The sequence below is a fragment of the Paenibacillus sp. Y859 genome (assembly GCF_056786405.1).
Genome location: NZ_JBXCIZ010000003.1, coordinates 244,743 through 271,047, shown reverse-complemented (window position 1 = coordinate 271,047; position 26,305 = coordinate 244,743). Strand labels below are relative to the sequence as shown.

Below are 26,305 nucleotides of genomic sequence, written 5' to 3'. Positions count from 1 at the left end.
TCACCTATAAGCCTAGGTATCCTTATAGTGTTCCTTATTTACGGTTCCCTTACTATTCCAGTAGACTGCCTTATAACCAAACTAGACGGCTCAGTAAGAATAGGTGGCGGTGTATCCGATTTCTCAATCATCTTAATCAGATTCTCTATCGCTCTTATCCCAATGCTATGCGTATTCTGATTAATGGTAGTAAGCGCCGGTTTAAACACTTGGGCGTAATATGTATTATCAAATCCTATAACTGAAATATCATCTGGAACAGACAACCCTTGCTCTTCGATTTCGTGAATCGCGCCAAAAGCTGCCATATCAGAAGTGCATATGATACCTGTCGGAGGCACCGGCAAAGAGAGTAACTTCCTCATTGAGAGACTTCCCCCATCAAATGAATAATCACATAATTCAAAATAAGATGGATTATAAGGAATATTTAATACATCTAATCGTTGTTTATATCCACCATATCTACTATCTGACATCACATGACCCAATACGCCAGATATATATGCAATTCTCTGATGCCCCAAATCATATAAGTGTTGAACTGCTATTTCAACTGCCTTTTCATTATCCGTAGTAATGTATCCCGCGCGCTTCCCCATCAATGCTGTATCCACGAACATAGTTGGAATTTCTGATTGAATCAGTTGTTCCAAATTGGGATTATCATATTCTACTCCAAATACAACAACCCCGTCTAAATTACGACTCTGACAATGATCTATAAAAGAATAATTAGGGTCATCAAGTCGGGTCGAAAGACGCATAAGATCATATCCGCTATGCTCTAAAGCAGTCTTAATTCCTTCTAACAATTCGGCCACATAGGGATTCGTAAATGGAATATTAATCAAGACACCTACGGTCCAAGAACGCCCTGTGACTAATGCTCGCGCAACTACATTGGGTTGATACTTCAATAATTCAATAGCTAACTTAACCTTTTTTCTTGTTTTATCGCTGACATCTGTATAATTGTTAATTACTTTGGATACGGTTGCAATCGAAACGCCTGCTTCCTTTGCAACATCATGAATAGAAGTCACTACTAACTCAACCTACTCTCTGTCATATCTGAACAACATGTCATTTATCAATCATTATAACTTAAAACGTTCTGAAACGGTATGACTTTACAAATCAAGTAGAACTTATACTTTCTTGTGTTTATAAAAACCCTGTAATCTCCATTGAAGAGAATACAGGGTAGAAGTACAAACTTTTGTTAACATCTTTCGTTTAACTATCGATTCAATAAGCTTCCCACATATTTCAGCAACTCATTTGCACATATTGGGCAATAACCATGATCTTCAATAAGGCGTCTGCTTACCTCATTCATTCGTTTTAACTGATTTCCATCTGGGGTCTTTGTTGAAGTCGTAATCTTCACAATATCCTTCAGATCCACAAATAACTTCTTCTCAATCGCTTCCCGAAGCCGATCATGATGATTGTATTCGAACTTCCTACCTTTGCGTGAGTACGCAGAGATCCTGATCAGAATTTCTTCCCGAAATGCCTTTTTTGCATTTTCTGACACACCAATCTGCTCTTCTATAGAACGCATCAGTCTTTCATCCGGATCCATTTCCTCATCCGTAAGCGGATCGCGTATTTTAGACCAATTGCAGAAAGCTTCAATATTATCAAGGTAGTTCTCAAATAACGTTTTGGCAGACTCTTCAAAAGAATAGACGAATGCCTTTTGTATTTCCTTTTTCGCCAATTCATCATACTCTTTACGGGCTATAGCAATAAAATTAAGGTATCGTTCGCGTTCCTCTTTCGTTATAGAGGCATGCTGATCTAACCCATCTTTGATTGCTCGTAGTACATCCAGTGCATTAATACAATGGAGATCCTGCTTGATGAGAGCACTTGATATCCGATTGATCACATAACGCGGATCTACTCCAGACATTCCTTCGTCCAGAAATTCACTCTGCATCTCTCTTAAGTCCGCTTCCTTATACCCCTCCACTTCCTGCCCATCGTACATCCGCATTTTTTTGACGAGGTCCATCCCTTGTTTCTTGGTCTCCTTCAGACGAGTCAGAATCGAGAAGATTGCAGCAGCGCGTAATGCATGTGGTGCGATGTGTATATGTTTCATATCACTTTGATCAATTAATTTAGCATATATTTTCTCTTCATCAGATACCTTCAAATTATACGGTATAGGCATGACGATCATACGTGATTGCAAAGCTTCATTCTTTTTATTAGAGATAAATGTTTTATACTCAGATTCATTTGTATGGGCAATAATCATTTCATCCGCCGATATTAACGCGAATCTCCCTGCTTTGAAATTCCCCTCTTGAGTCAACGATAATAAATTCCACAGAAACTTTTCATCACATTTGAGCATTTCTTGGAATTCCATTATCCCGCGATTCGCCTTATTCAACTCTCCATCGAAACGATACGCTCGTGGATCAGATTCTGATCCAAACTCTGTAATTGTCGAGAAGTCTATGCTACCCGTAAGATCAGCTATATCTTGCGATTTAGGATCCGAAGGACTGAACGTTCCAATCCCCACACGTCCCTCTTCAGAAATTAACACTCTCTTTACTCGCACTTTCTCAATATCACCATCATATTCCGTCTTAAGCCTCATTTGGCAAGAAGGGCACAAACTCCCTTCAATTCTCACGCCTAGTTCCTTTTCTACTTCAGGACGTAATTCCAATGGAATTAAATGTAGTGGTTCTTCATGCATGGGGCAACCGTCAATGGCATACACAGCGCCCTGAGATGACTTTGAGAATTTCTCCATTCCACGTTTTAAAAGTGTTACCAAGGTTGACTTCCCACCGCTTACAGGTCCCATAAGCAATAGTATCCGCTTACGGACATCTAGGCGTCTTGCTGATGAATGGAAATATTCCTCCACTAGCTTCTCAACAGCACTATCTAATCCAAAAATCTCTTGTTCAAAGAACTTATACCGCTTATGCCCATTAACCACTTCAACCCCATAAGATCGGATCATTTCGTACACACGAGCGTGTGCAGTCATGGCCGGAGTCGGATCTTTACGCAGTAATTCAATATATTCTTTACATGTGCCACTCCACTCCAACTGATCACTTTCTGCCCTATACGCTGCCACACGTTCAAAAATATCCATGATTGGTACCTCCTATAACTATGTTGTGAACTCCTATCTCGATTGAAAAGTGTATTACATACCTATGCTAGAAAGTCGGTTTAGTTGACCTATTTTTTTTGATATATGGAGTTTGTCTTTTGGGAGATGGTATAATGGATCATTATTAATAAACGATTGAAATACATTCGAGGAGTGCATCCGTATGGCTGTGAAATACGAAACTGAACTGTATGAACCTTTGAAGCAGTTCTTTGAGCAACAAGGGTATATCATTAAAGGGGAAGTTCGCCTTTGTGATCTGGTCGGAGTGAAGGATGAGTTAGCAGATCCATTAATTGTGGAAATGAAGAAGACATTCAATCTCTCGCTGTTACTGCAAGGAATGGAACGCCTCAAAATGAGCTCTAACGTATATTTAGCTGTTGAACGTAGTCGAACCAAGCGCGGGGCTGTAAACCAACGTTGGGGGGAGCTATCGGCGCTTTGTCGACGTTTAGGACTCGGATTAATTACCATAACATTTTACAAAACGAAGAAACCATTTGTTGAGATACTCACCCAACCTACGGATCAGGTCAAACCGCTACCGAGAAGTAAACGACGTCAATCACGTTTAGTAGATGAGTTTCATGAACGAAGCGGTGATTATAATATAGGTGGAAGTAATCGTACTAAGTTGATCACTTCGTACCGAGAAAGAGCTCTGCGTATCGCTCTACCGTTACGACATGCTGATTCTAGTGGGTTGTCCCCAGCTTCATTGCGCGAGATGACAGGCATTGGTACCGCCTCCTCAATCCTGCAGAAAAACTATTATGGCTGGTTTGAGCGTGTATCTCGCGGTCGCTATGTTCTCACTCCATTAGGAATCTCTGATTTGATTAAGTATCAAAACGTGTTAGAAGTATCTGCATCACTTCACACATTGTCTACACCGGTAGAATACCGCATGGACACAGAAAATGACTAGCTTCTAGCAGTAAATTCATTCACTGCCTCACTTAATAGATTCATACCAAGTAACAATTCATCTCGTCTTGGATGAGTGAAATTAAGACGAATGACATCCATTCCCATAGTCTTGTCCGTATAGCAATGCGTCCCGATACAGAATGATACGCCTTTACTAATAGAACACTTCAATAATGTTTCACTTCGCATGCCCTCGGGCAATTGAATCCATAGAAACATTCCACCAGAAGGTAGGTTGTATTTACACTTCCTCCAGGTAGGGCGCTTTAGTAACTCCGTCATCAATCTTAGACGTGTACTATATTCACGCCTCAGTAAAGTAATATGTTCATGCCAATTAAAAGTTGTTGATGTAAGCATTTGGTACAGCAGTCGTTGGTTTAAGTTATAGCATTGCTGATCCAACCACTGTTTAGCTACCCCCATCATATCAATCAACTTGCTAGGACCAGCTGCAAAGCCAGTGCAGAGACCTGGTGCCACCGTTTTACTGAACGATCCTATATAAAGCACTTGTCCACCTTTTCCGTGATCGTCCAGTGCACTTAAGGACGGATACCGTCTGCTGAATGGTTCATTCTCCTTATTCTCTTCGAAATACAAATCACCATAAGAATCATCTTCCACAATGAATACCCCATGGGCTCGACATAAATCTAATACCTGCTTGCGCCGTTCCAAGCTCCATAGAGCTCCTGTCGGATTGGTGTAATTGGGAGTTACAAATAAAAGCTTCGGATGATGCCTCTCAATTAACTCAGCTAAACGTTCAATGAGCAACCCCTCCCGATCCCCCTCAACCGGAATAATATTTGCTCCTTGCATTCTTAGAATTTGTAAGCTAATGGGTGACGTTGGATTCTCAATAAGTACATTATCTCCTATATCTACGTATACCCGCATCAACAAATCCAGCGCTTGTTCACTACCTGTTATCATTAGGATTTGGTTCATATCCAAGTCCAGCTGTTTATGTTGTTTCCACTCTGACTGGAGCCATTCACGAAGAGGTGTATACCCTTCTACATTACCATATTGAAGAGCCTGCGGAAGACTTAAGAGGACATCCGTTGTAGCAGAATACAAGGATGTCAGAGGAAATATATCTGAAGTTGGCCATTCATCTGCTAGTGATATAAATGAGCTCTGCTGAGGATGCGATCTAATATTATTGAATGGGGCCGACATTATCCATTCCATACGAGAAGAAAAAGAATATTTCATGTACGTCCTCCTTTGCATTTTGCTGAAAAGCTGACTTTTTGAACTCGCACTAATAGGTATTCCTACGCAGACAAAATTATGACTATTCATCATAAATATTAATGTTCACCTATACTGTCATCACTTTGTCTAAAATGATATGATGGAGACATTGCCACGTTCATACCCCATTTTTTTCATGAAATAAAATTTTAGTGAAACTACCATTTATTTTTATACGCTGTCTGGGTATAATACAGATAGCAATGTATTTGTACAGGAGGTGTCCATGATGTCATTTTCATTAACTTTTTGGATTGTTACATTAGTACTCGTTCTATTCATGACTGGCATCCTCACATCATCATATAACGAGGATAAAACTAAAGGCCTATAAGCTAGTAAGTACTATCAGGATTCCTCACTTCGAGGAATCCTCTTTTTTTCATTGAGCAACTACCACACAAAAAAGCATTGCGACAATGTCGCAATGCTTTCTGTTACTTATACTAGGCCTTTATTAATTGCATCATATCTGACTGACACTGTTCACAAATAAAACGTTCTTTAAATAAGCTGACTTCTGCTACCGAACTACAGAACACACATTTCGGACGATATCTTTCCAAAATAATGTGATCTCCCTGAACCAAGATCTCTACTGGGTCTCCTTCATTCATCTGATATCTCTTTCTCAGTGATTTAGGTAGAACGATTCTTCCCAGTTGATCCACTTTACGAACCACACCGGCAGGTTTCATATTGGTACTACACTCTCCTATCAATAATTAATTATAAAACACTCAAAAAAATAGGTCTAAAGAAACAAATCATACTTTCACAGCAAAATAAATAGGTAATACCTAATAGTTCGATATAATTACGTCGAATCCTGCTTCACTCGACAAAATTATTGTAAATTCGCGAAATCTAGCTGCCTTAATGCCTCATAAACGACAATTGCTGCAGAATTAGACAAGTTTAATGATCTAACCAGATCACCCATTGGCAACCTTATGCATGTATCTAGATTCGCTGAAAGTAATTGTTGTGGAAGTCCCTTTGTCTCTTTTCCAAATACAAAAAAGTCACCATCCTGATATTCAAAGTCACTATATCTCATCGTCGCCTTGGTTGATGCATAGAAGAAGCGACTTCCTGCATATTTCTCTTGAACCTCTGCAAAAGAATCGTGATGCTCAATATGAACAGCATGCCAATAGTCCAGACCCGCTCTCTTCAATGCTGAATCATCAGTATTGAATCCCAACGGGTGAACCAAATGTAAATGAGCACCTGTCGCAGCACATGTTCTTGATATATTCCCTGTATTAGCCGGTATTTCTGGCTCTACGAGCACAATATGTAATGCCATGATGATATCCCCCACCTCTTCGATTTATTGTTATTATACCCCTGTTTGTTCCACAGCAAAAGCCCTCCACCATTGGCGAAGGGCAAAGATTACATCTTAATCAATAGAACTATCGACTTCGATTACCCGTTACTTTTTTGAAAATGTATCATGAAGTCCGTTAATGCTTTACAGTTCTCGTAAGGAACAGCATTATAGATCGAGGCGCGCAATCCACCCACACTACGATGTCCTTTGAGTCCTACGAAGCCTTCCTTTTCTGATTCTTTAATGAACTGCGTCTCCAACTCCTCAGAAGTCAGACGGAATGTAACGTTCATAATGGAACGGCTTCCTGGTTCAACAGGACCGCGATAGAATCCTCCGCTGTTATCTATTGTATCATAGATTAACTGTGCTTTCTTCCGATTAATCTTCTCCATTCCTGCCAATGAACCTTGCTCTTCGATCCATTTCAGAACTTCATTAACCATATAAACAGAGAAAGCAGGCGGCGTGTTATAAAGTGAGTTATTCGACTGATGTGTACTGTACCGCAACATCGTTGGAATATCCTTCGGTGAGTTAGAGATCAATTCTTCCCGAGCAATAACAACTGTTACACCTGATGGTCCTAGGTTCTTCTGAGCACCTGCATAAATAAGTCCGAATTGATTCAAGTCCAATTGACGACTAAGAATATCACTCGACATATCGGCAATTAACGGAATATCTCCTGTATCTGGGAATACTTGATATTGTGTACCTTCAATTGTTTCATTAGAAGTCACATGCAGATAAGCTGTCTGATTAGACAATTGAATCCCACTCAGATCAGGAATAGACATGAATTTATTAGCCTCTGATGAAGCTACTATTTGTGTCTCACCAATCAATTTCGCTTCTTTGATTGCTTTATCTGCCCAACTTCCAGTGTGTACATAACTAGCAACCTTGCCTTTAGGAAGCAAATTCATAGGCAACATAGCAAACTGAGTACTAGCTCCACCTTGCAAGAATAGAACTTTATATCCTTTCCCACCACCGAGTAATGACAACAGACGACTCTCTGCTTCATTATGCACTTCTTCGTACACTTTACCCCGATGAGACATCTCCATAATTGACATGCCTGTATTTCTAAAATCTACAAATTCAGCTTGTGCACGTTCAAGAACTTCAAGCGGTAACGCAGCAGGTCCTGCATTAAAATTATAGGCTCTCTTACTCATCAGTACTCCCACCCTTTCTCTATCTTCTATTATAATAACGTTATGATAGCAGTATTCTAACACCTCAGCAAGTATATTCCCCATGTTCTAACATATACTGGGACATTTAATTTTTTTATTGGTTCATTTACTTATATTTATTGGAATGATGAATGAAATACTTGTAATCCAATAGGATCAACGTATCCGTCAAAAGACCCAGTAAGTTCGGTTCATTAAACCGGACTTACTGGGTAGATGAAGCCATAGAGTAATATAAATATATTAATTATGCTCTTGTAGAGAAAAACTCAGCAGGTGCTTTCTCTGTATTGAATGATCTTCCTACCAAAGGTGCTAGTTTCTCTAAATCTTTAAGTAACGCTGCAAATTGATCTGGGAATAGTGACTGTACGCCATCGCCTGTCATCGAATTATCGGGATCGGTATGCATCTCAACAATCAGTCCGTTTGCACCCGCAGCAATGGATGCCTTCGACATTGGCTCTACCAATTCACGTCGTCCAGTACCATGGCTTGGATCCGAAATGACTGGAAGGTGACTCAATTGTTGTAATACTGGTATCGCAGTTAAATCAAGTGTATTTCGTGTATAGGATTCGAATGTTCTAATCCCACGTTCACAGAGCATAACATCGGGATTTCCTCCAGCAAGAATATACTCTGCAGCATTTAGCAATTCGTCATACGTTGCACTGAAACCACGTTTAAGAAGAACGGGTTTACCACAAGTTCCTAACTTACGAAGTAAGTCGAAGTTCTGCATATTACGGGTTCCGATCTGTAATATATCGGCATATTCAGCGCAAACATCCACATATTCAGGTGTCATCACTTCAGTAATTGTTAACAAACCATGTTTCTTCCCTGCTTCTTGCATCATAATAAGACCTTCTACTCCAACACCTTGAAAACTATATGGTCCTGTACGTGGTTTAAAGGCTCCACCTCTTAGCACCTGGCCTCCAGCAGCTTTGACTAATGCAGCTATTTCATCAATTTGTTCAGCGGATTCTACGGCACATGGTCCACCCATAATAACGATTTCTTTCCCGCCAATCTTCACACCATTAATATCAATAATGGTATCTTCCGGATGGAAATCACGACTAGCTAATTTGTACGACTTAGATATTTTGACTACGTTCTCTACACCTGTCATCTGGCGTAAATGCTCAGCAAGTTTAGGATCAACACTACCAATTAGACCAATCACAGTACGGTCTGCTCCTTGGGATACATGTGCCTGTAGCCCCTCTTTCTCAATGACCCTCACGATTTCCTGAATTTGTTCACTTGGTGTTACATTTGACATAATAACGATCATAATGCTCATCATCCTTTCCTTATTTAAAGGCAACAGAATTAATCTACTGCTTAGATAGTGATTACTTTTTATTTATTTGCTTAATAATTCAATCCACATCTCACTTAGACGCTTAAACGCTTTTAAGCGCTAAAGTAAATATACATCAAATCCCCCTTCGCCGTCAAGGTGAAAGACGAAACATCTACTGTCTTCTATTATTTAAGAAAAGCCGATCTAAAGATCGACTTCTTACAATACGATACCAATAATGCGGATAATCGGTACGTAGAAGTTTAACTATTCGATGTTTAACTTGAATGACATCTTCTAGCAACATACGGCTCCATTCTTCCGTTTCGTCGCAAGAGCATGTTGTGCAGAAGCGGCCTTTGCATCGCTGGCAGGTATGTGTTGCAACACTAATAATCCCATTTCACCTCTATCCATTAGCACTGTAGAGTAAAGGACTGAGGTTACCGTGCCTCAGCCCCCTTTCTCAATCGCCTATTACTACTGATAGTAACTGTGTTATTCACAGAGCTTCAGTCATTGCATTTCGCCAATAGCTGTCTGCTAGCTTCGCTATGCATCCAGTTGCATTGTATACATCTAAATTCTACCTTTGTCATCTTCAGCCAATTTTAATTGCAAAACTGCATCTAAATTACTGAAAGTTCTACTTTTCAGCGTTATTTCCACTTCTAAGTGTATTTTTACAACTAATACTCTCTCCCCCTAATTTTTCTGCTAATTAAATGTACTCTATGCATCTATTCAATCCTCTCTTTCACTACCTTCATGCCCGAAGCTTTGTTCATCACCCTAACATCCTCATTCTATGCCCATTTCACTGAATGACATCCATAATTTAAGAGTTTTATGGAATTTGGTGGGTGTCGTATCACTTTAAAGCACCTGTTTCAGCGAAAATATAAGGAATAGAGTAGAGTATCAAGTGCAGCTGATTTTTTTATAATTAAAATAGGAGTTATCCTAAAAGGCTTTCTTGGCCTTTAGAATAACTCCTTCATTCATCATCATTTAAGTGGTAGCTTCACTCTTCGCTTTAACAGTGGGTAGCAACTTTTTCATATTAACTGTTCGCTTGATTTCCCATGTATCCTGATTATTGGGGTCATACTGCTCCAAATAGGCTATAACTTCCTTCGTAATCGGTGTCGGTGTCGATGCACCCGATGTGACCGCAACCTTCGCGATTCCTTCAAGCCATTCCCGCTTAACTTCTGTCACATCACTTACTCGATATGCTTTAACATTAGCAATTTCCTCAGACACTTGAGCAAGACGATTGGAATTATTACTCTTCGGATCTCCTACTACGATAAGAAGATCTGCTTGCCCAGCTTGTTCTACCACAGCTTCCTGACGCACTTGTGTCGCGAAACAGATTTCATTGTGCACTTCAGCAGTAGGGAATTTTTCTAACAACTTCTTCATGATATGTTTAATATCCCATTGGCTCATCGTCGTCTGATTCGTAATCACAATACGTGTCGTATTTATTTGAAGATCTTCAATCTCTTCTTCTTTTTCAATAAGATGTACATGCTCAGGCGCAATACCAATGGCACCCTCTGGCTCAGGATGACCATCCTTGCCAATATAAATCACTTCAAAGCCATCATTAACCTTTTCCTCGATAAGAACATGCGTCCTTGTTACATCTGGACAGGTAGCGTCAACCGTTGTTAATCCTTTGTCCCTTGCAATCTTACGCACTTCTGGTGACACTCCGTGAGCAGTAAATATAACAGTCCCACTCTCTACCTTATCTAGTATATCAAGACGGTTCGTACCATCTAGTGTTATAATGCCATCATCTTCAAACGAATTCGTGACATGGCTATTATGAACAATCATGCCCAATATATATATAGGACGGGGAAGATCTAAGTTCTGAGCTGCTTTGCGAGCAAGAACCATGGCATCAACAACGCCATAACAATAACCTCTTGGAGAAATCTTAAGTACTTCCATGTTATTAACCTCTTTTCATAGACTTACCTTTTATCCATTATACCTCATTCCAAAGGGACATTAAAGATCATAGGCAACCAAATGATGAAAGTGCTCCCCTCATTAAGTTTCGTAACCACTTCAACGGAGCCATTCATTTCATCTATGATCCATTTCGCAATCGATAATCCAAGTCCAATCCCTTCTGTTACACCTCGAGATTGATCAGCGCGATAGAAGCGTTCAAATATAAGCGGAACATCTTCCTTATCCATCCCAATCCCTGTATCCGCAATTCGTATCCCAATTTGGCCCTGATAACGAAATGCGTCCAGAGATACCTGTCCATTGGGAGTATATTTAAATGCATTCTCAATGAAAATGAACAGTACCTGTTGTAAATAATCTTTGTTCCCCAGCACATAAACCCCATTTAACGTCGATAAGTTTCCTATTATCCACTCTGCCTGATGAGGAAGAAACTGCGCACGCCGTGCAACCTCCTGAACTAATGGCTCCAGGGGTACTGGCGACTTCTCAAATGTCTGTCCTGTATCCGCACGTGCTAATGAAAGCATGTCACTCACAAGTTGGCTCATTCGCTTAGCTTCATCCGCAATGTCACTAAGCGCTTCGTTAGACATCAATCGCAATGTCCCTTCATCCATATTAGGACGATCGCCAGACTCCTCATCCCACACCTTTTGGAGTAAGTCAACATTCCCTCGGATCGTCGTAAGCGGTGTTCTTAGTTCATGTGAAGCATCCGAGACGAATCTACGCTGTGCCGCATAAGCATCTTCTAATTCCTTATAGAATCCATTCATACGACTAAGCATATTATTGACAGTTCCAATTAACTGACCTATTTCATCCTGTGGACCATTGTACTCAATTCGTAAGCTAAGATCTGCACCCTTCTGAATTTGATTGGCAGCTTCAATCACTTTACCTATAGGTCGAATAGATTTATGTGCAAGGAATAATCCCAAGCTCGAAGCAATAATGATCATGATCGCCGAGCCCATTACGAGTATGTTCTGAAGACCATTTAATAGGTTCTGTTCAGATCCTGTATAAGCAGCGATCTGGAGAAGAGCAATGACAGTCCCCCCTTCAGCAACAATTGGCTCCTGATATACGAAGAATGGTTTACCTTCAATTTGGACATGACTTATACTTTTCATTATCTTTTCTGGATCGACTGATGGAATAGGAATCTCTATATCCAGTCCCTTCAAGTTTTGATCCGCTATATTTACTCCTTTATAATAATCGTGTATCTGTACAAAGATCTGATTTTCTTGAATAGTACTTGGCTCTTTATACCTGATATCAAATGTTCCTTTATTCCAATCTACTCTAATAGAAGGATATGGATCAATGCGTAGACGCTGCTGTTGAATGCGTTTCTCCACTTCATTGTATGTATTGAAGTAGATAACACCATAGATGGCGGAGCCAAATATGATCAGCGTCACCGCCAAAATCGCCGAATACCATGCAGTAAGTCGATGTCTAATGGACATGTTATGTGTCTCCTCTTAGAATGTATCCAGCTCCTCGAATGGTTTGAATAACCCGCTTGCCTCCATGCTCCTCTACTTTTTGACGAAGCATGGCAATATACACTTCCAACACATTGGACTCACCACTGTAGTCGTATCCCCATATCTTATCCATAATCAAATCACGAGATAGCACTCGCTTCGGATTCTGCATAAATAAATTCAGCAACTCAAATTCCTTCGCCGTTAATTCCAATCGAATACCGGCTCGAAGCACTTCTCTAGCATCCATATCCAATATAATATCTTCATAGCTGAGTGTTGGCTCTCCTGATTCATTAGGTCCTGGTTTACGACGAAGTAATGCACGTACACGAGCAAGGAGCTCTTCTAGTGCAAATGGTTTAACTAAATAATCGTCTGCACCCAGATCTAATCCCTTCACTCGGTGTTCGATCTCATCTTTGGCAGTCAACATCAGAATAGGAACCTTACTCCCTCCTTCACGAAGTCGTCGACACACTTCAAATCCATCCACTTTTGGCATCATGACATCCAATATAACAAGGTCAGGTTCACTGCTTAGTAGAATATTCAATCCCTCTGCGCCATTCATTGCCGTTACTACATCATATCCTTCGAAGGCTAATCCTCTACGTAACATAGATATAATCTTCTCATCATCATCAATCAGCAAAATAGTCGACCGCATAGATTACAACCCCTTTATTATTAACGAATCATTATTCATACTTTTTTACTAGTTATATGTTTATTGTAACCAACTGTAACTCATCTTGCTATCTATCCATATATAAATAGCGGAAGGAGTATTTCCCTTCCGCTATTCGTTGATCCGCCTTATTTCTGAGTTGCCGAAACTTGGAATCCGTTTTTATCCCCAATTAATACAGGCAGATCCATACTCTTACCATCTCTTACAATGTTAAGTGTTATTTCAGTGTTAATTTCTTGTTTCTGAATGAAATCGATCAAATCTTGACTTGCAGCATAGTTAGTACCATTGATTCCAGTAATGATATCATATGGACGAAGGTCCGCTACATATGCTGGAGATTTAAAAATGACATCTGCAACTAGCGATCCTTCTTTCACCGTTGTTTCCATTTGTTTGGCTACTTCATCGGTCATCGTAATTAAAGATGCACCGATAAAAGGAGCTGGCGCTTTCGGAATTTCTTGATTATTCTCAAGCTTATCTAAGACTCCTTTAATAACCGTTGTCGGTATTGCGAACCCAATCCCTTGTGCATCTGCACTAACTGCAACATTCATTCCGATAACTTCACCGCTCAGATTCAGAAGCGGACCACCAGAGTTACCAGGATTTATAGAAGCATCTGTTTGTAGTAAATGCTCATATTTGCGCGTACCACTACCATCTTCTTCAGCGATTTCAATCGTACGTTCCTTGGCACTAAGTACACCGGACGTAACAGTATGGTCAAAGCCTTGAGGATTACCGATAGCTACTAGACTCTCGCCAATGATAGCTCGATCTGAATCTCCCATTGGAACAATCGGGAAGTTATTATCTCCTTCAATCTTCAAAACTGCTAGATCAAGATCTTTACTTGATCCAAGCAACTTAGCTTCATAAGGCTTAGTAATCCCTTCTATTGTCACCTGAATAACATCCGCACCACCGATAACATGTTGATTCGTCAATATATATCCTTCTGCGTTATAAATAAATCCTGAACCAATACCATAAGCGATCAACTTATCTGAATCTGATTGCGATTCGGATTGTGAGGATGAGCCTCCATTATTGTTTCTGCTGCTTCCCCCGAATTGATCACCAAAGAAATAGGAGAATGGGTCATTAGAGTATGGATTAGTCTGTTTCGTATTTCCAGACTTCACGAATGTTGCAATCTTCACAACTGCAGGACTTGCTTCTTTAAATACCGTTGAGACATTTCCAGAATTCGTTAAAGGCAACGATGTTGCTACTGCTGTATTCGTCTCAACTGGAGCAAGCGCCGCTATTGGCGTGTCCGGTGTAAACAAGTTCATTCGATCCGCTGTGAACATTAATGACGTAATCACAACCATACCTGCTAAGAAGGAGACCAATATCGTTTTAACCGAGCTTTTTGGCTTTTGGCTATACTGCCAGTTACCATTCCCACCAGAACCATTGTTGTTATTGCCTCCATCTTGGGAATGCCTTGATGAATTAAATGAACTCTCTACAGGTAAGTTACGTAGTGGTTGAGGTTGAGTAATCTCCACTTCCTCACGTTCCTTATAATTATTGGAATCTGCATTATTCTTTAACACGCTATCTTTACCCATGGATTGAAATGGTCCGTAGGAATAATAATAAGAACCTGAATCTGAAGACTCATTACCTTTTGCCATTTCTTGATCCAATTCGTCGTCCAACTGTCCAAATTTATTATCGCGTTCGTCCATGTTTTGTTACCTCCTATACCCTAATCTTACTGTTGTAAGTGGGATATTATTTAACTGTTCTTATCATGTACTATGAACCTTAACGTCACATTAAAAACAATTTAAAGAGAGATAAAACATATTCAAACGACTTATGTATTTATTTCACAACTAAACCAATCCTTTTCGATGAGCATAAATGGCAAGTTGCGTACGATCGTCCAATTCGCATTTCATTAACAAGTTACTAACATGCGTTTTCACCGTCTTAATACTAATATGTAGTTCTTCACCTATATCCTTATTACTTTTCCCTTCAGCTATTAGGAGAAGCACTTCTTTCTCACGCTCTGTAAGATTAGAGGAATCTGCTTCAACCATGCGGTTACGAATTCCTCGAGTTAGAGCTTGAGAAACATCCCCTGTCATGACGGGCATACCCCGAAATGCACCTTGTAACGCATAGATCAATTCATCTGCTGATACAGTCTTTAACACATAACTAACAGCACCTGCTTCGATAGCATCCACCACTAGATTATCCTCAAGGAAACTAGTTAATATAACAATCTTCATCTCAGGATATTCTTTCATGACCACTTTGGTTGTCTCGGCACCATTCATAATAGGCATCATAAGATCCATCAATATTAAATCGGGCGGACTTTCTAATAATTCATTTCTCAACATTCCGAGAACTTCTTGACCATCCTTCGCTTCACCAATCACTTCGAATTTGGGTTCTAGCATTAAATATGTTTTCAGACCCATTCTTACCATATCATGATCATCTACAAGCAGTATCTTAATTTTATCTTCCATACTTACAGTTCCCCCTCAAAAATAGCATCATCCTGTTCATGTTCCAATGGCGTAAATTTAGGTATATGTACCCGAATCGTTGTCCCTGCACCTTCTTTACTAATAATCTCTACTTGCCCCCCCAGCTTCTCCGCCCTCTCTCGCATCGTCATAAGCCCATAAGAACCTTGCTTCTGCACGCCTCCATTAAAGCCACGACCATCATCACTAAGACTGAGCACGACCTGATGTGTTCCCTCACGTAAAGACATGCTCACTAACACCGCCTGTGCATGCTTCACAATATTAGCCATTGCCTCTTGAATAATAAGGAATAGTTGATGCTCAATAGCTTCCGACATATTCCCTTGCATTTCAAGCTCCTTCATCCCCTTTAGCCCATTCTGGCGACAATAATCTGGGAACCATTTCTCCAGTGCCTCTGCAAGACTCTTCCCTTCAAGTTCCACGGGACGCAGTTGAGCGATGAGTGCGCGCATTTGCTTCTGTGCCATATGTGACATTTCAATGAGTTGTTCCAGTACAAGCTTGCCCTGCTCTTCGTTGTGGATCATTACTTTGGGCAGAGCTGAGGCAGACATATGTATGGCGAACAGCTGTTGACTCACTGTGTCATGGAGATCTCTAGCCATCCTGCGACGCTCTTCAATAACAGCATTCTCTGCTGCTTTCTCCTTCTCCATCACTTCTTGAGCGCCTAACCGTTGCAATAACTTCATCTTTTTCTCCACAGCATCCATCATCGTATTGAATTCGTGATATACGCGTGCAAAGGATTGATCATCCGCAAGTGGCATCCGCACAGATAAGTTGCCCTTAGCCACCTGCAGCATATTAAGATCCAGAACGTCAATTCCCCGCTGAATACGCTGTCCTGCCATATAACCTATGACGACAGTAAACACAATGATTCCAAGTGAATAATATACCCACATCACACTATCTTTGATCTCAATGTATCCCATATAACTCCCAGCATAGATAACTCCAGCCATTACAACTCCACTTAGCAAGAAATACAACAACAACAACCATTTAGTACTCTTAATTATTTTCAGCATTGGCTTAAGCTACCGTATTCACTTTAATATCTCCAATAAAAGCACTAACAGTAATAATTATTTTTTTATTAGCTTCCTTGAAATATGGGGTTGAGGATGAAATATTGCTAATAAATCCACTCTTATCTTCGGATAATATCGACATATCTCCTATGAAAGAACTGGCATTAATTTTGAAACCTAAATCCATATCATCGGGAACATAGATCTTGATATCTCCAATGAACGCTGAAATATTAATCTTAGTCTTACCATAAGGAATTTGAGCTTTCGTCAGATCAAGTACTGTGTCACCAATAAACTGAGAGATATTCGTAGGCTTCAACTCGAAATACTCCCGTCCCATATGCGTATCGCCAATGAAAGTGGACTTGTTAATCTTCTCACCGTCACCATAATTTTCTTTCGAATAATGTCTTTTTCGTCTATCATCATAGGAATTACCCTTTTTATTGTTATCGAAATCTTCTGCTTCATCCGAATCTACATGTTTCTTACTTCCAAAAGACATACCGAATTTCTCTTCAAATTGTTTATCTAATGTTGATTGGGACTCTCCATTCGGCAAATCCGATATATTAGGTAAGTTAGGTAGCTCAGATGGTTCCTGTGGTTGCACGTTCGGTTCGATCGTAGACTTCATCTTCTTCCCCGAAATAGAATGACGGCGTTGCGGTTTAAATATAACGGCAAGACCCGCCACAATTAGAAAACCAGGAACTAGGAACTTAAAAAAATCACCTGGAGTCAAGATAATCCAGTCCAACGCCCGCGCTTGAAAATAACATCCAATAGCAAGGAGAACGAAGCCTCCTACAAAAGAACTCCCTTCATTACGTAACGTCAACAGATTTTTTATACCTGCATATATTAAGATTAGCGGCCAATACGTAGAAATAATAGATCCAATACTGATATCCACTATATTCATTTGTTGAAGGAGAAATATTACCCCTATTCCGATAAGTACTAATCCGCCGATACTTCGATCAACCCATCCCTTTTTCATGTTCAGATCCCCTTTTCCTCATATATTATTATAAGTGTACAACAGACTCTTTATTTCGGATACATGCGCTAGAATGATATTCTCTCAGTCTAGAGGATGAGATGGATAAACCAAAAATGCCCATACCGCTGTAGTAGCGGCATGGGCACTCTTTACACAAACATGTAGAATCATTATTCTTTAGATTCAAACTCCGCATTAAACTTTTCATTCGGAGTTTTATAGTTTTCTTGAACTTTATTCTTCTTCTCAATTTGACCATTTTCCTCGGCAAATTCAGCGTTAAACTTTTCATTCGGAGTTTTATAATTTTCTTGCACTTTCTTTTGTTTTGATTTAAAATTTTGGTTTTGGCCCTTTTCCACGGATATCCACCTCCTCATTATTTCTGCCTGTCGACAACTTGAATTGGGGTCACATCTTATCCCATTCATTAGTATGTCATCCACTCAGAAATTTATGCAGAGGATTTAACACCAACATGAACTCGTACACGCTGGCTTGGAAATCCGTCAAATAGCTTCTTCTAGCACAGAGGCTGGTAGGGATTTATAAGTCTCAATCGCTGTACCAAGTCTCTGCAACATTTGCTCAGTACACTTGCCATTTCCACGTTTAATTACTTGTACGCTAACGTCTTTCTTCCCCCACTCTTTATATACCTGCTTCGTTGTCGCAAAATATAAATCAATCTTATGTCCTTTGATAGCTGATCCTGTGTCAGCAACAATACCGTAGCCATAACCAGGGATATAAAGAATACTTCCTAGTGGGAACACTTTGGGATCGGCTGCAATCGTGGATACTTTATTTTTATTCCGTTGCACCTTCACACCTGAATAGGTAATTCCATATTGTGGGTGATTCGGTCTTTTACCTGTTGATTCATATCCAGCCGTGTAACCGGTCGCCACTACCTTAACCGTTCGAATAACTTGCTCTTGGCTAGGCGCAGATACTGGAAGTGACTTATCCTCTGTTGTATTCCCTGGTTTTATCTTAACATTCTGCACGTTATTGGTTTGTGTGCGAACATTGTTCAAGTTAACATTATTCTTCATTTGTTGACTATAATACATCTGTTGCTGGTAACATTTATTTGTAGATATTCCTAACTCACCGCATTCTGTGAAACTCATCGAAGCATATAACTTATTTCCCCCATCAATCATACTTAGCAAAAATACACATAACAAAATCCTCTGCCATGTTGTTACCTGATTCATATGGAAATCTCCCCCTTACTATCGAGGGTTCCCACATAAACAGATAAGTATACATACGATGACAGAGGTTTATAAATAAATAATTGTTATTTAGTGTTAGGAGATTCGGTGATTATCGATTTCATCTTTCAGCATGGAAATAACCTCATCAAGGGATTTAGCTCCTATATCGCCTTCTCCACGTTTACGAACTGAAACCGTGCCAGTTGTCATTTCATTCTCACCTACTACGAACATATACGGAATCTTCTCCAGTTGGCTTTCACGAATTTTGTATCCAAGTTTTTCATTACGTAGGTCACCTTCAACCGAAATACCGTTAAGTTTCAACTTGTCTACAACCTCATTCGCATAACCTTCAAAGGCACCAGATACCGGAATAACCTTCACTTGAACAGGCGACAACCAAAGCGGTAACGCACCCGCAAAGTTCTCTAATAAGAATGCTGTCATTCGTTCCATCGTTCCAAGAATACCACGGTGAATAACGACTGGACGATGCTTCTGTCCATCATCCCCTACATATTCTAATTCGAAGCGTTCTGGTAACAGAACATCAATTTGTGTCGTAGATAATGTCTCTTCCTTACCCAGTGCTGTCTTAACCTGCACATCCAATTTCGGACCGTAGAACGCAGCCTCACCTATTGCTTCAAAGAATGGAAGCCCCATCTCTTCAACGACTTCACGGAGAATACGTTGTGTGTTTTCCCACATTGCATCATCTGGCCAATACTTCTCTGTATCCTGAGGATCTCTATATGACAATCTGAAGCGATATTCCTTGATTCCAAAATCCTCGTAAACCTTTTGAATCAGTGTCACAACTCTTTTGAATTCATCTTTAATCTGATCCGGACGGCAGAAGATATGAGCGTCATTCAACGTCATGGAGCGTACACGATGCAGACCTGTTAGTGCACCTGACATCTCATAACGATGTTGCGTACCTAACTCCGCAATTCGGATCGGTAGATCACGATAGCTGTGCATATCACTCTTATATACCATCATATGATGCGGACAGTTCATTGGACGAAGTACTAATTCTTCGTTATCAAGTTCCATTTTAGGGAACATATCCTCTTGATAATGCTCCCAATGTCCCGATGTTTTGTAAAGTTCGACATTACCGAGCACTGGAGTGTATACATGTTGATACCCTAGACTTTCTTCCATATCAACAATATAACGTTCCAGCGTCCGGCGTAATTTCGCACCTTTTGGTAACCACATTGGAAGACCTTGACCCACCAATGAAGAAAATGTGAAGATTTTTAATTCTTTTCCTAATTTACGGTGATCACGTTTCTTCGCTTCCTCTAAGAAATGTAAGTACTCATCCAATTGCGCCTTTTTAGGAAAGACCGTTCCATAAATTCGTTGAAGCATCTTATTCTTGCTATCCCCACGCCAATATGCACCAGCAACATTCATTAATTTGAATACTTTAATCTTTCCTGTTGATGGAAGATGTGGTCCACGGCAAAGATCGAAAAACTCACCTTGATCGTACATCGAAATGATGCTATCTTCAGGTAAATTATTAATTAATTCGATCTTGTACGGGTCAGCAAGTTCACCAAAAATCTGTAAAGCTTCTTCACGGCTGACTTCTCTACGAGTAATTGGTAAGTTCGCACCGATGATACGTTCCATTTCTTTCTCTATTTTCTGCAGATCTTCCGGATTAAGGGAATGCTCTAAATCCATATCATAGTAGAACCCATCCTCAATGACCGGGCCTATTCCAAGCTGTACCTCTTTATTACCGAACAAACGCTTCACAGCTTGCGCCATCACATGCGCTGTACTATGACGCATAACTTCAACGCCTTCTGGCGAATCCAACGTCACTATTTCGATAAGCGCTCCTTCTTCTAACACAGTGGATAAATCCACCACAACGCCATTCAATTTGCCGGCTACTGCGTTCTTCTTCAGACCGCTACTTATTGACGCAGCTACGTCTTCAATGTTACTGCCTTCTGCGTATTCCCGAACTGAACCGTCCGGTAACTTGATGCTTACTGTCATTTCAATTCCTCCTATTTTCTTTGTATATTTCCGAGAAGGCACACAAAAAACACCCGTCCCGGTAAAGGGACGAGTGTTATCACCCGTGGTTCCACCCTAATTTAACAGTTGAATATACATTCTTACGAAAATTGAATGTAAAATCATGTCCTTCATCAGCATTATATAACGGTAATGAACCGGCGCTTCTTACTGTTCTTCAATCAACTGATGAAGAAGTTCATAATCGCAGCTACAAAGGGGTAAACCAACGTCGGTTACTGAAGGGAATTACAGCCTATGTTCCCTCTCTCTGAACAGCCCGTATTACGATGGCTCATGTCTTTCTCAACGCTATTAGTGAATTTAACAGTAATTATAGTTCTAGCTGACACTACTCGTCAAGTTAAATCTTCTCTTTCTCCCTAAAGAATGCATGACATTTGGGACAATTGTGACATATCTCAACTCTTTTCTCAAAAATCTGCTGTATCGTCTTCACGGCCGGCATTTGCACATCACGCGTATGGATAATTAATTTAGCCGGTGAAACGGAAATAAGCGTACTGACTACAACATCTTCCATTTCCATATCCTGCTGATTAATTCTTTCTACGTAAACAGCATCATCACCTCTACAATCCAATGAATTCATTTTATCGTCAAACAGCAACAGTTCCCGTCCGCCCTTATGAACGACATGAGCCAATGGTATTCGTGGCTCTTGGAAGTACACGAAATATTTAAGGAGACCGACAAACTCCTCATACTGTTGATCGACCAAGAACTCATCTATCGTATACTCAACAACTTCCCTCAGCTCTTTACCATATTCCTGCAGCCGAAAGGAAATAAATCCATCTATATTTAATTCATTGCTTTCAAGGAGGCATTTCTGCAAACTTTTTGCCAGCATCAGATAACGCCGATTCCAAGATGGATTCGGTGAATCGTTTCCTTTCTCTAACAAAGTTATACAATGTTCAATAATCGGCTCAGATTCCTCTTTCTCAGAGAAATTAAATTCATTCCGAATCAAAGATCTGATTATATGTTGTTCCTTTATTTCTAGAATGAGTTCCGCAGTAGCCTTGGCTGCGAGCTGATAAATAAAGAGCAAGCTCTCACCTTTAAATGATCTCTGCTCATTTCCCATGCAATGCCAATATGAAGTTCCATCATTTGAAACACAAGTCAAATGTAATGATTTGTATTTTTTATGTAGTTCTTCATTCACTCTCGATACAATTCGTTGGAATGCCACTTCTTCTTCTGATGTCACTGTCGTAGCTGATATACTGAATATCATCATGGAGATCACTCCTTTCGTTATCCTTGTTAAGTATATGGTCCCTGAACAAAGGATATACGGAAGGGGTTAGTGGAAAACAAGCTAACATTTCTCAAGTACAGGAAAACCCCATTTTCTCTTGGAAAATGGGGTGGTATTTAACAAATATTAATTTTGCATAACGAAATCGCGATCAACTGTTGTTCCTTCTTCAAATACTTTCAATATATCATATCTCGTATTACGTTGCGCTGGTGTTTTACCTGCTTCACGGATGAGTCCAATAATAGATTCAATATTAACTTTATACACTGCACCTGCCGAAGAAACGACATTCTCTTCCATCATCGTACTACCGAAATCATTACATCCATAACTCAAAGATAATTTACCTATCTCCGGTCCCATAGTCACCCAGGAAGACTGCAAATTCGGTACATTATCGAGTAGTATCCGCCCCATTGCTACAGTCTTAAGATAAGCCTCAGGCGTCTCACGTTCACGCACAAAATTTGTATTATCCGGTTGGAAAGTAAATGGAATGAATGCCAAGAATCCTTTGGAGTTATACTTATTCTGTATGCATTCATCTTGAGCATCCCGAATACGCATCATGTGCAGAGCTCTTTCTTCCATCGTTTCACCAAATCCAATAACCATCGTGGCACTCGTATTCATTCCTTGCTTATGCGCAGCCTGCATCACATCCATCCAATCTCGCCAAGTCCCTTTTAGTCGGCTAATCTTCTTACGAATACGATCGTCAAGAATTTCAGCACCACCGCCAGGTAGAGAGTCAAGCCCTGCTTCATGAAGCTCACGAACGACTTCTTCTAATGTTAATCCAGAAACCTCCTGCATCTTACGAATTTCAGCAGGGGAGAATGAATGCATCGTAATATTAGGGAAACGATGTTTAATCCCTCTGAGCAAGTCGGTATAATAGCTAAATGGAAGATCTGGGTTCGTACCACCTTGCATCAGAATCTCGGTCCCTCGAACATCTTCAGTCTCTTGGATCTTCTGGAATATTGCCTCATCTGGCAACACATAACCCTCACTAGAACCTGGCGGTCTATAGAAAGCACAGAACCGACAATAGGTATCGCAAAAGTTAGTATAGTTGATGTTACGTCCTATAACAAAGGTTGTGATCGGATCAGGATGTATACGTTTCATGAGAATATCTGCGGTATGTCCTAATTTCTCAATCTCATCACTTTCAAATAATCTTACGCCTTCTTCGAGATTAAGTCGCTCACCTCGAACTGCTTTATCTAAGATACGGTCCACCGTACTCATAAAGGAAACCTCCCTTAATTTCAACTCTATTATCTTTACATTTCTTTATATTAACATATTACTGTCTTCAAAAAACAGCATCGTCAAAACGATGCTGTTTTGATTAATTTTCTTGGAGTGCTTGGTCAAGATCTGCGATCAAATCATCAATATGCTCAAGTCCAACAGAGAAACGGAGTAGCCCATCCGTAATGCCCCGTTCAGCGCGAACCTCAACTGGCATAGCAGCATGTGACATCATTGCCGGATAAGAAAGTATACTCTCAACAGCACCGAGACTTACAGCAACTAGCGGTAACTGAATTTTGTTGAGTACTTTCTTCGCCCGTTCTCCTGAACCAACATCAAAGGATACCAACGCTCCATATCCTGTGGACTGTTTCTCATGAATTTCACGCCCCGGATGGCCCGGTAAGCCTGGATAGAACACATTGGTAATATCTGTTCTTTCACTTAACCAGGTCGCCAATATACCTGCACTAATCTCACTTTGCTTCATCCGTGCTTCTAGCGTCTTCATTCCCCGGATAACAAGCCAAGAATCCTGTGGACCTAGCACGGTACCGAGACCATTCTGAAGCTGCTTTAACTGACGTCCAATAGCATCCGTTCTAGCAACAGCAAGTCCGGCTAGCACATCACTGTGCCCACTTAGAAACTTAGTAGCACTATGGAGTACAATATCCACTCCCATTTCTATGGGACGTTGATAATAAGGAGTCATAAAGGTATTATCCAGGATCGTTAATAGATCATGCTCTTTCGCCCAATTCGTGACAGCTGCTACATCCGTAATCTTCAATGTCGGATTGGACGGTGTCTCCATATATACAGCTTTCGTATTTGGCTTAAGTGCGTTCTTCACCTGCTCGATATCAGTCATATCTACAAATGTACTCTCAATCCCATGTCTATTCAGAATACTTGTTAAGAGACGGTAGGTTCCACCGTATACATCCTCAGTTACAATCATGTGATCGCCAGATGACAGCATCATAAATGTACTTGAAATGGCTGCCATCCCTGATGAATAAGCAAATCCACGTACCCCACCCTCCATTAGAGCGATATAATCTTCTAGAGCTTGGCGTGTGGGGTTGCCGGAGCGACTATAATCATACTCTGGCGGGTTATAGATATCCTCATGATGGAAAGTAGATGCCTGATAGATTGGAACACTTGATGCCCCTGTCGTACGATCTATTTCAGATCCAAAATGAAGCAATCGCGTTGCGAAATTCAAGTTTTTCAGTGAACGTTCTTTACCCGACTCATGTTGATCACTCATACCTTATTCTCCCCCTTCAATTTCTTGACGCGCAGCCTCTAGAGCCCCACCAAGATCAGCAATCAAATCTTCCACATGCTCTATGCCCACAGAGAATCGCAGCAAACGATCATCCACACCAATAGCTTCGCGAATTTCAAGTGGAATATCAGCATGTGTTTGTACTGCAGGATAAGTCATCAGTGACTCGACTCCACCCAAGCTTTCCGCAAAAGCAATTAATCTAATATGTCTAAGAATCGGTTCCACATAACGGGCATCCTTTACTTTAAATGAGAAAATACCTGTATTCCCACTACACTGTTCTTCTTGAATAGCTCGTCCAGGATGATCCTTTAGATACGGATGAAATACTTCTGCTATAGCAGAATGAGTAGTTAAGTACTCCGCTATGGCAATCGCATTACTCTCATGACGTTCCATACGAAGTGCTAACGTCTTCATCCCACGCATTAATTGGTAGGAATCTGATGGTCCAAGAACCGCACCCATCGAATTGTGAAGGAAGAACATCTCTTCCGATAGTTCCTTCCCTTTCGTAATAATCAATCCTGCCAATACATCATTATGCCCGCCCAAATACTTCGTTGCACTATGGACAACGATGTCTGCTCCCAATTCCAATGGACGTTGGAATAACGGTGTCATCAAAGTATTGTCAACAACGGTTAGTAATTGATGTTGACGTGCCCATGAACAGACCGCACGAATATCTGTAATCATCATGAGTGGATTTGTTGGAGTTTCAATAAAGACTGCTTTCGTATTCGGACGTCTATGACTCTCCAATGCGTCCAAATCATTCGTATCTACATAGGAGGCACTAATGCCATATTTAGAAAGCACTCGTTCCAATAGTCGGTACGTTCCACCATATAAATCTAAAGAGACAATGAGATGATCACCTTGACCAAACAAAGCAAATACGGTCTGTAGTGCTGCCATGCCTGAACTACAAGCAAAACCAGCATCACCTGATTCCAACTCTGCGGAAGCGTCCTCCAGCACCTTACGTGTGGGATTCTTAGTACGTGAATAATCAAATCCAGTACTCTTCCCTAATTGAGGATGACGAAAAGCTGTTGCTTGATAAATAGGAAAATTAACCGCTCCAGTAACTGGTTCTTCAATCGAACCAATCTGTGCTAGCCTACTCTCGATCCTTAACCCATTCTTCTCCATATCGAATTTCT

At 40.5% G+C, this 26,305-nt stretch carries 22 protein-coding genes and 1 pseudogene; 1 reads left to right on the top strand and 22 read right to left on the bottom strand.

All coding sequences use genetic code 11. From position 1 onward, the window contains the following. Positions 1-38 precede the first annotated feature (38 nt). Both AC1TO8_RS10270 and AC1TO8_RS10265 read right to left on the bottom strand, forming a co-directional pair. Positions 39-1,046 carry a LacI family DNA-binding transcriptional regulator gene (locus AC1TO8_RS10270; protein WP_482055510.1) on the bottom strand — a complete coding sequence of 336 codons (1,008 nt, stop codon included), beginning with the start codon at positions 1,044-1,046 and terminating at the stop codon, positions 39-41. 197 nt (positions 1,047-1,243) lie between these two features. Next, complete coding sequence (locus tag AC1TO8_RS10265) at positions 1,244-3,139, bottom strand: PrkA family serine protein kinase (protein ID WP_482055509.1); 1,896 nt, start codon at positions 3,137-3,139, stop codon at positions 1,244-1,246. A gap of 184 nt (positions 3,140-3,323) precedes the next feature. Between AC1TO8_RS10265 and AC1TO8_RS10260 the strand changes: the two genes are divergently transcribed. Next, positions 3,324-4,091, top strand: a complete 768-nt coding sequence (locus AC1TO8_RS10260; RefSeq protein ID WP_482055508.1) for a DUF2161 domain-containing phosphodiesterase — start codon at positions 3,324-3,326, stop codon at positions 4,089-4,091. On the opposite strand, the gene AC1TO8_RS10255 is transcribed toward AC1TO8_RS10260, so the two are convergent. The 20 genes and pseudogenes from AC1TO8_RS10255 to AC1TO8_RS10160 all read right to left on the bottom strand — a co-directional run bounded on the left by AC1TO8_RS10255 (position 4,088) and on the right by AC1TO8_RS10160 (position 26,294). Continuing rightward, entirely contained in the window at positions 4,088-5,317 is a 1,230-nt protein-coding gene (locus AC1TO8_RS10255; RefSeq protein WP_482055507.1) for an aminotransferase-like domain-containing protein, read from the bottom strand. The genes AC1TO8_RS10260 and AC1TO8_RS10255 overlap by 4 nt on opposite strands. A gap of 488 nt (positions 5,318-5,805) precedes the next feature. Next, entirely contained in the window at positions 5,806-6,057 is a 252-nt protein-coding gene (locus tag AC1TO8_RS10250) for an AbrB/MazE/SpoVT family DNA-binding domain-containing protein (protein WP_482055506.1), read from the bottom strand. Between the two features lie 149 nt (positions 6,058-6,206). Beyond that, the gene (gene trmL / locus AC1TO8_RS10245) at positions 6,207-6,671 is read right to left on the bottom strand and encodes a tRNA (uridine(34)/cytosine(34)/5-carboxymethylaminomethyluridine(34)-2'-O)-methyltransferase TrmL (protein WP_482055505.1); all 465 of its coding nucleotides are present in this window, start codon (positions 6,669-6,671) and stop codon (positions 6,207-6,209) included. Between the two features lie 122 nt (positions 6,672-6,793). Beyond that, positions 6,794-7,882, bottom strand: coding sequence for a 3-phosphoserine/phosphohydroxythreonine transaminase (gene serC, locus AC1TO8_RS10240; RefSeq protein ID WP_482055504.1), 1,089 nt, complete (start codon positions 7,880-7,882; stop codon positions 6,794-6,796). A 268-nt stretch (positions 7,883-8,150) separates the two neighbouring features. Then, positions 8,151-9,209, bottom strand: a complete 1,059-nt coding sequence (aroF, locus tag AC1TO8_RS10235) for a 3-deoxy-7-phosphoheptulonate synthase (RefSeq protein WP_482055671.1) — start codon at positions 9,207-9,209, stop codon at positions 8,151-8,153. Positions 9,210-9,486: 277 nt separating this feature from the next. Beyond that, a pseudogene (locus AC1TO8_RS10230) lies at positions 9,487-9,588 on the bottom strand (transposase zinc-binding domain-containing protein); the annotation flags it as partial. A 644-nt stretch (positions 9,589-10,232) separates the two neighbouring features. Next, on the bottom strand, positions 10,233-11,189 hold the full coding sequence (locus AC1TO8_RS10225; protein WP_482055503.1) for a 4-hydroxy-3-methylbut-2-enyl diphosphate reductase: 957 nt from the start codon (positions 11,187-11,189) through the stop codon (positions 10,233-10,235). Positions 11,190-11,233: 44 nt separating this feature from the next. Continuing rightward, positions 11,234-12,697 carry a sensor histidine kinase gene (locus tag AC1TO8_RS10220; RefSeq protein ID WP_482055502.1) on the bottom strand — a complete coding sequence of 488 codons (1,464 nt, stop codon included), beginning with the start codon at positions 12,695-12,697 and terminating at the stop codon, positions 11,234-11,236. A gap of 1 nt (position 12,698) precedes the next feature. Beyond that, positions 12,699-13,388, bottom strand: coding sequence for a response regulator transcription factor (locus tag AC1TO8_RS10215; RefSeq protein WP_482055501.1), 690 nt, complete (start codon positions 13,386-13,388; stop codon positions 12,699-12,701). A 149-nt stretch (positions 13,389-13,537) separates the two neighbouring features. Continuing rightward, on the bottom strand, positions 13,538-15,118 hold the full coding sequence (locus tag AC1TO8_RS10210; protein ID WP_482055500.1) for a S1C family serine protease: 1,581 nt from the start codon (positions 15,116-15,118) through the stop codon (positions 13,538-13,540). Between the two features lie 150 nt (positions 15,119-15,268). Continuing rightward, positions 15,269-15,919 carry a response regulator gene (locus AC1TO8_RS10205; RefSeq protein ID WP_482055499.1) on the bottom strand — a complete coding sequence of 217 codons (651 nt, stop codon included), beginning with the start codon at positions 15,917-15,919 and terminating at the stop codon, positions 15,269-15,271. Between the two features lie 2 nt (positions 15,920-15,921). Continuing rightward, the gene (locus AC1TO8_RS10200; RefSeq protein WP_482055498.1) at positions 15,922-16,980 is read right to left on the bottom strand and encodes a sensor histidine kinase; all 1,059 of its coding nucleotides are present in this window, start codon (positions 16,978-16,980) and stop codon (positions 15,922-15,924) included. Positions 16,981-16,984: 4 nt separating this feature from the next. Then, positions 16,985-17,989 carry a cell wall-active antibiotics response protein LiaF gene (gene liaF / locus AC1TO8_RS10195; protein ID WP_482055497.1) on the bottom strand — a complete coding sequence of 335 codons (1,005 nt, stop codon included), beginning with the start codon at positions 17,987-17,989 and terminating at the stop codon, positions 16,985-16,987. A 173-nt stretch (positions 17,990-18,162) separates the two neighbouring features. Further along, on the bottom strand, positions 18,163-18,354 hold the full coding sequence (locus AC1TO8_RS10190) for a hypothetical protein (protein ID WP_482055496.1): 192 nt from the start codon (positions 18,352-18,354) through the stop codon (positions 18,163-18,165). A 147-nt stretch (positions 18,355-18,501) separates the two neighbouring features. Then, positions 18,502-19,215 carry a 3D domain-containing protein gene (locus AC1TO8_RS10185; protein WP_482055495.1) on the bottom strand — a complete coding sequence of 238 codons (714 nt, stop codon included), beginning with the start codon at positions 19,213-19,215 and terminating at the stop codon, positions 18,502-18,504. Positions 19,216-19,311: 96 nt separating this feature from the next. Then, on the bottom strand, positions 19,312-21,252 hold the full coding sequence (gene thrS / locus AC1TO8_RS10180; RefSeq protein WP_482055494.1) for a threonine--tRNA ligase: 1,941 nt from the start codon (positions 21,250-21,252) through the stop codon (positions 19,312-19,314). Positions 21,253-21,637: 385 nt separating this feature from the next. Continuing rightward, on the bottom strand, positions 21,638-22,543 hold the full coding sequence (ytxC, locus tag AC1TO8_RS10175) for a sporulation protein YtxC (RefSeq protein WP_482055493.1): 906 nt from the start codon (positions 22,541-22,543) through the stop codon (positions 21,638-21,640). A 147-nt stretch (positions 22,544-22,690) separates the two neighbouring features. After that, positions 22,691-23,824 (bottom strand): cyclic dehypoxanthinyl futalosine synthase, encoded by a 1,134-nt coding sequence (gene mqnC / locus AC1TO8_RS10170; RefSeq protein WP_482055492.1) that lies wholly within the window; start codon positions 23,822-23,824, stop codon positions 22,691-22,693. 103 nt (positions 23,825-23,927) lie between these two features. Further along, a complete protein-coding gene (locus AC1TO8_RS10165) occupies positions 23,928-25,112 on the bottom strand; it encodes a trans-sulfuration enzyme family protein (RefSeq protein WP_482055491.1) in 1,185 nt (394 codons plus the stop codon). Between the two features lie 3 nt (positions 25,113-25,115). Next, positions 25,116-26,294 carry a PLP-dependent transferase gene (locus AC1TO8_RS10160; RefSeq protein WP_482055490.1) on the bottom strand — a complete coding sequence of 393 codons (1,179 nt, stop codon included), beginning with the start codon at positions 26,292-26,294 and terminating at the stop codon, positions 25,116-25,118. Positions 26,295-26,305 lie beyond the last annotated feature (11 nt).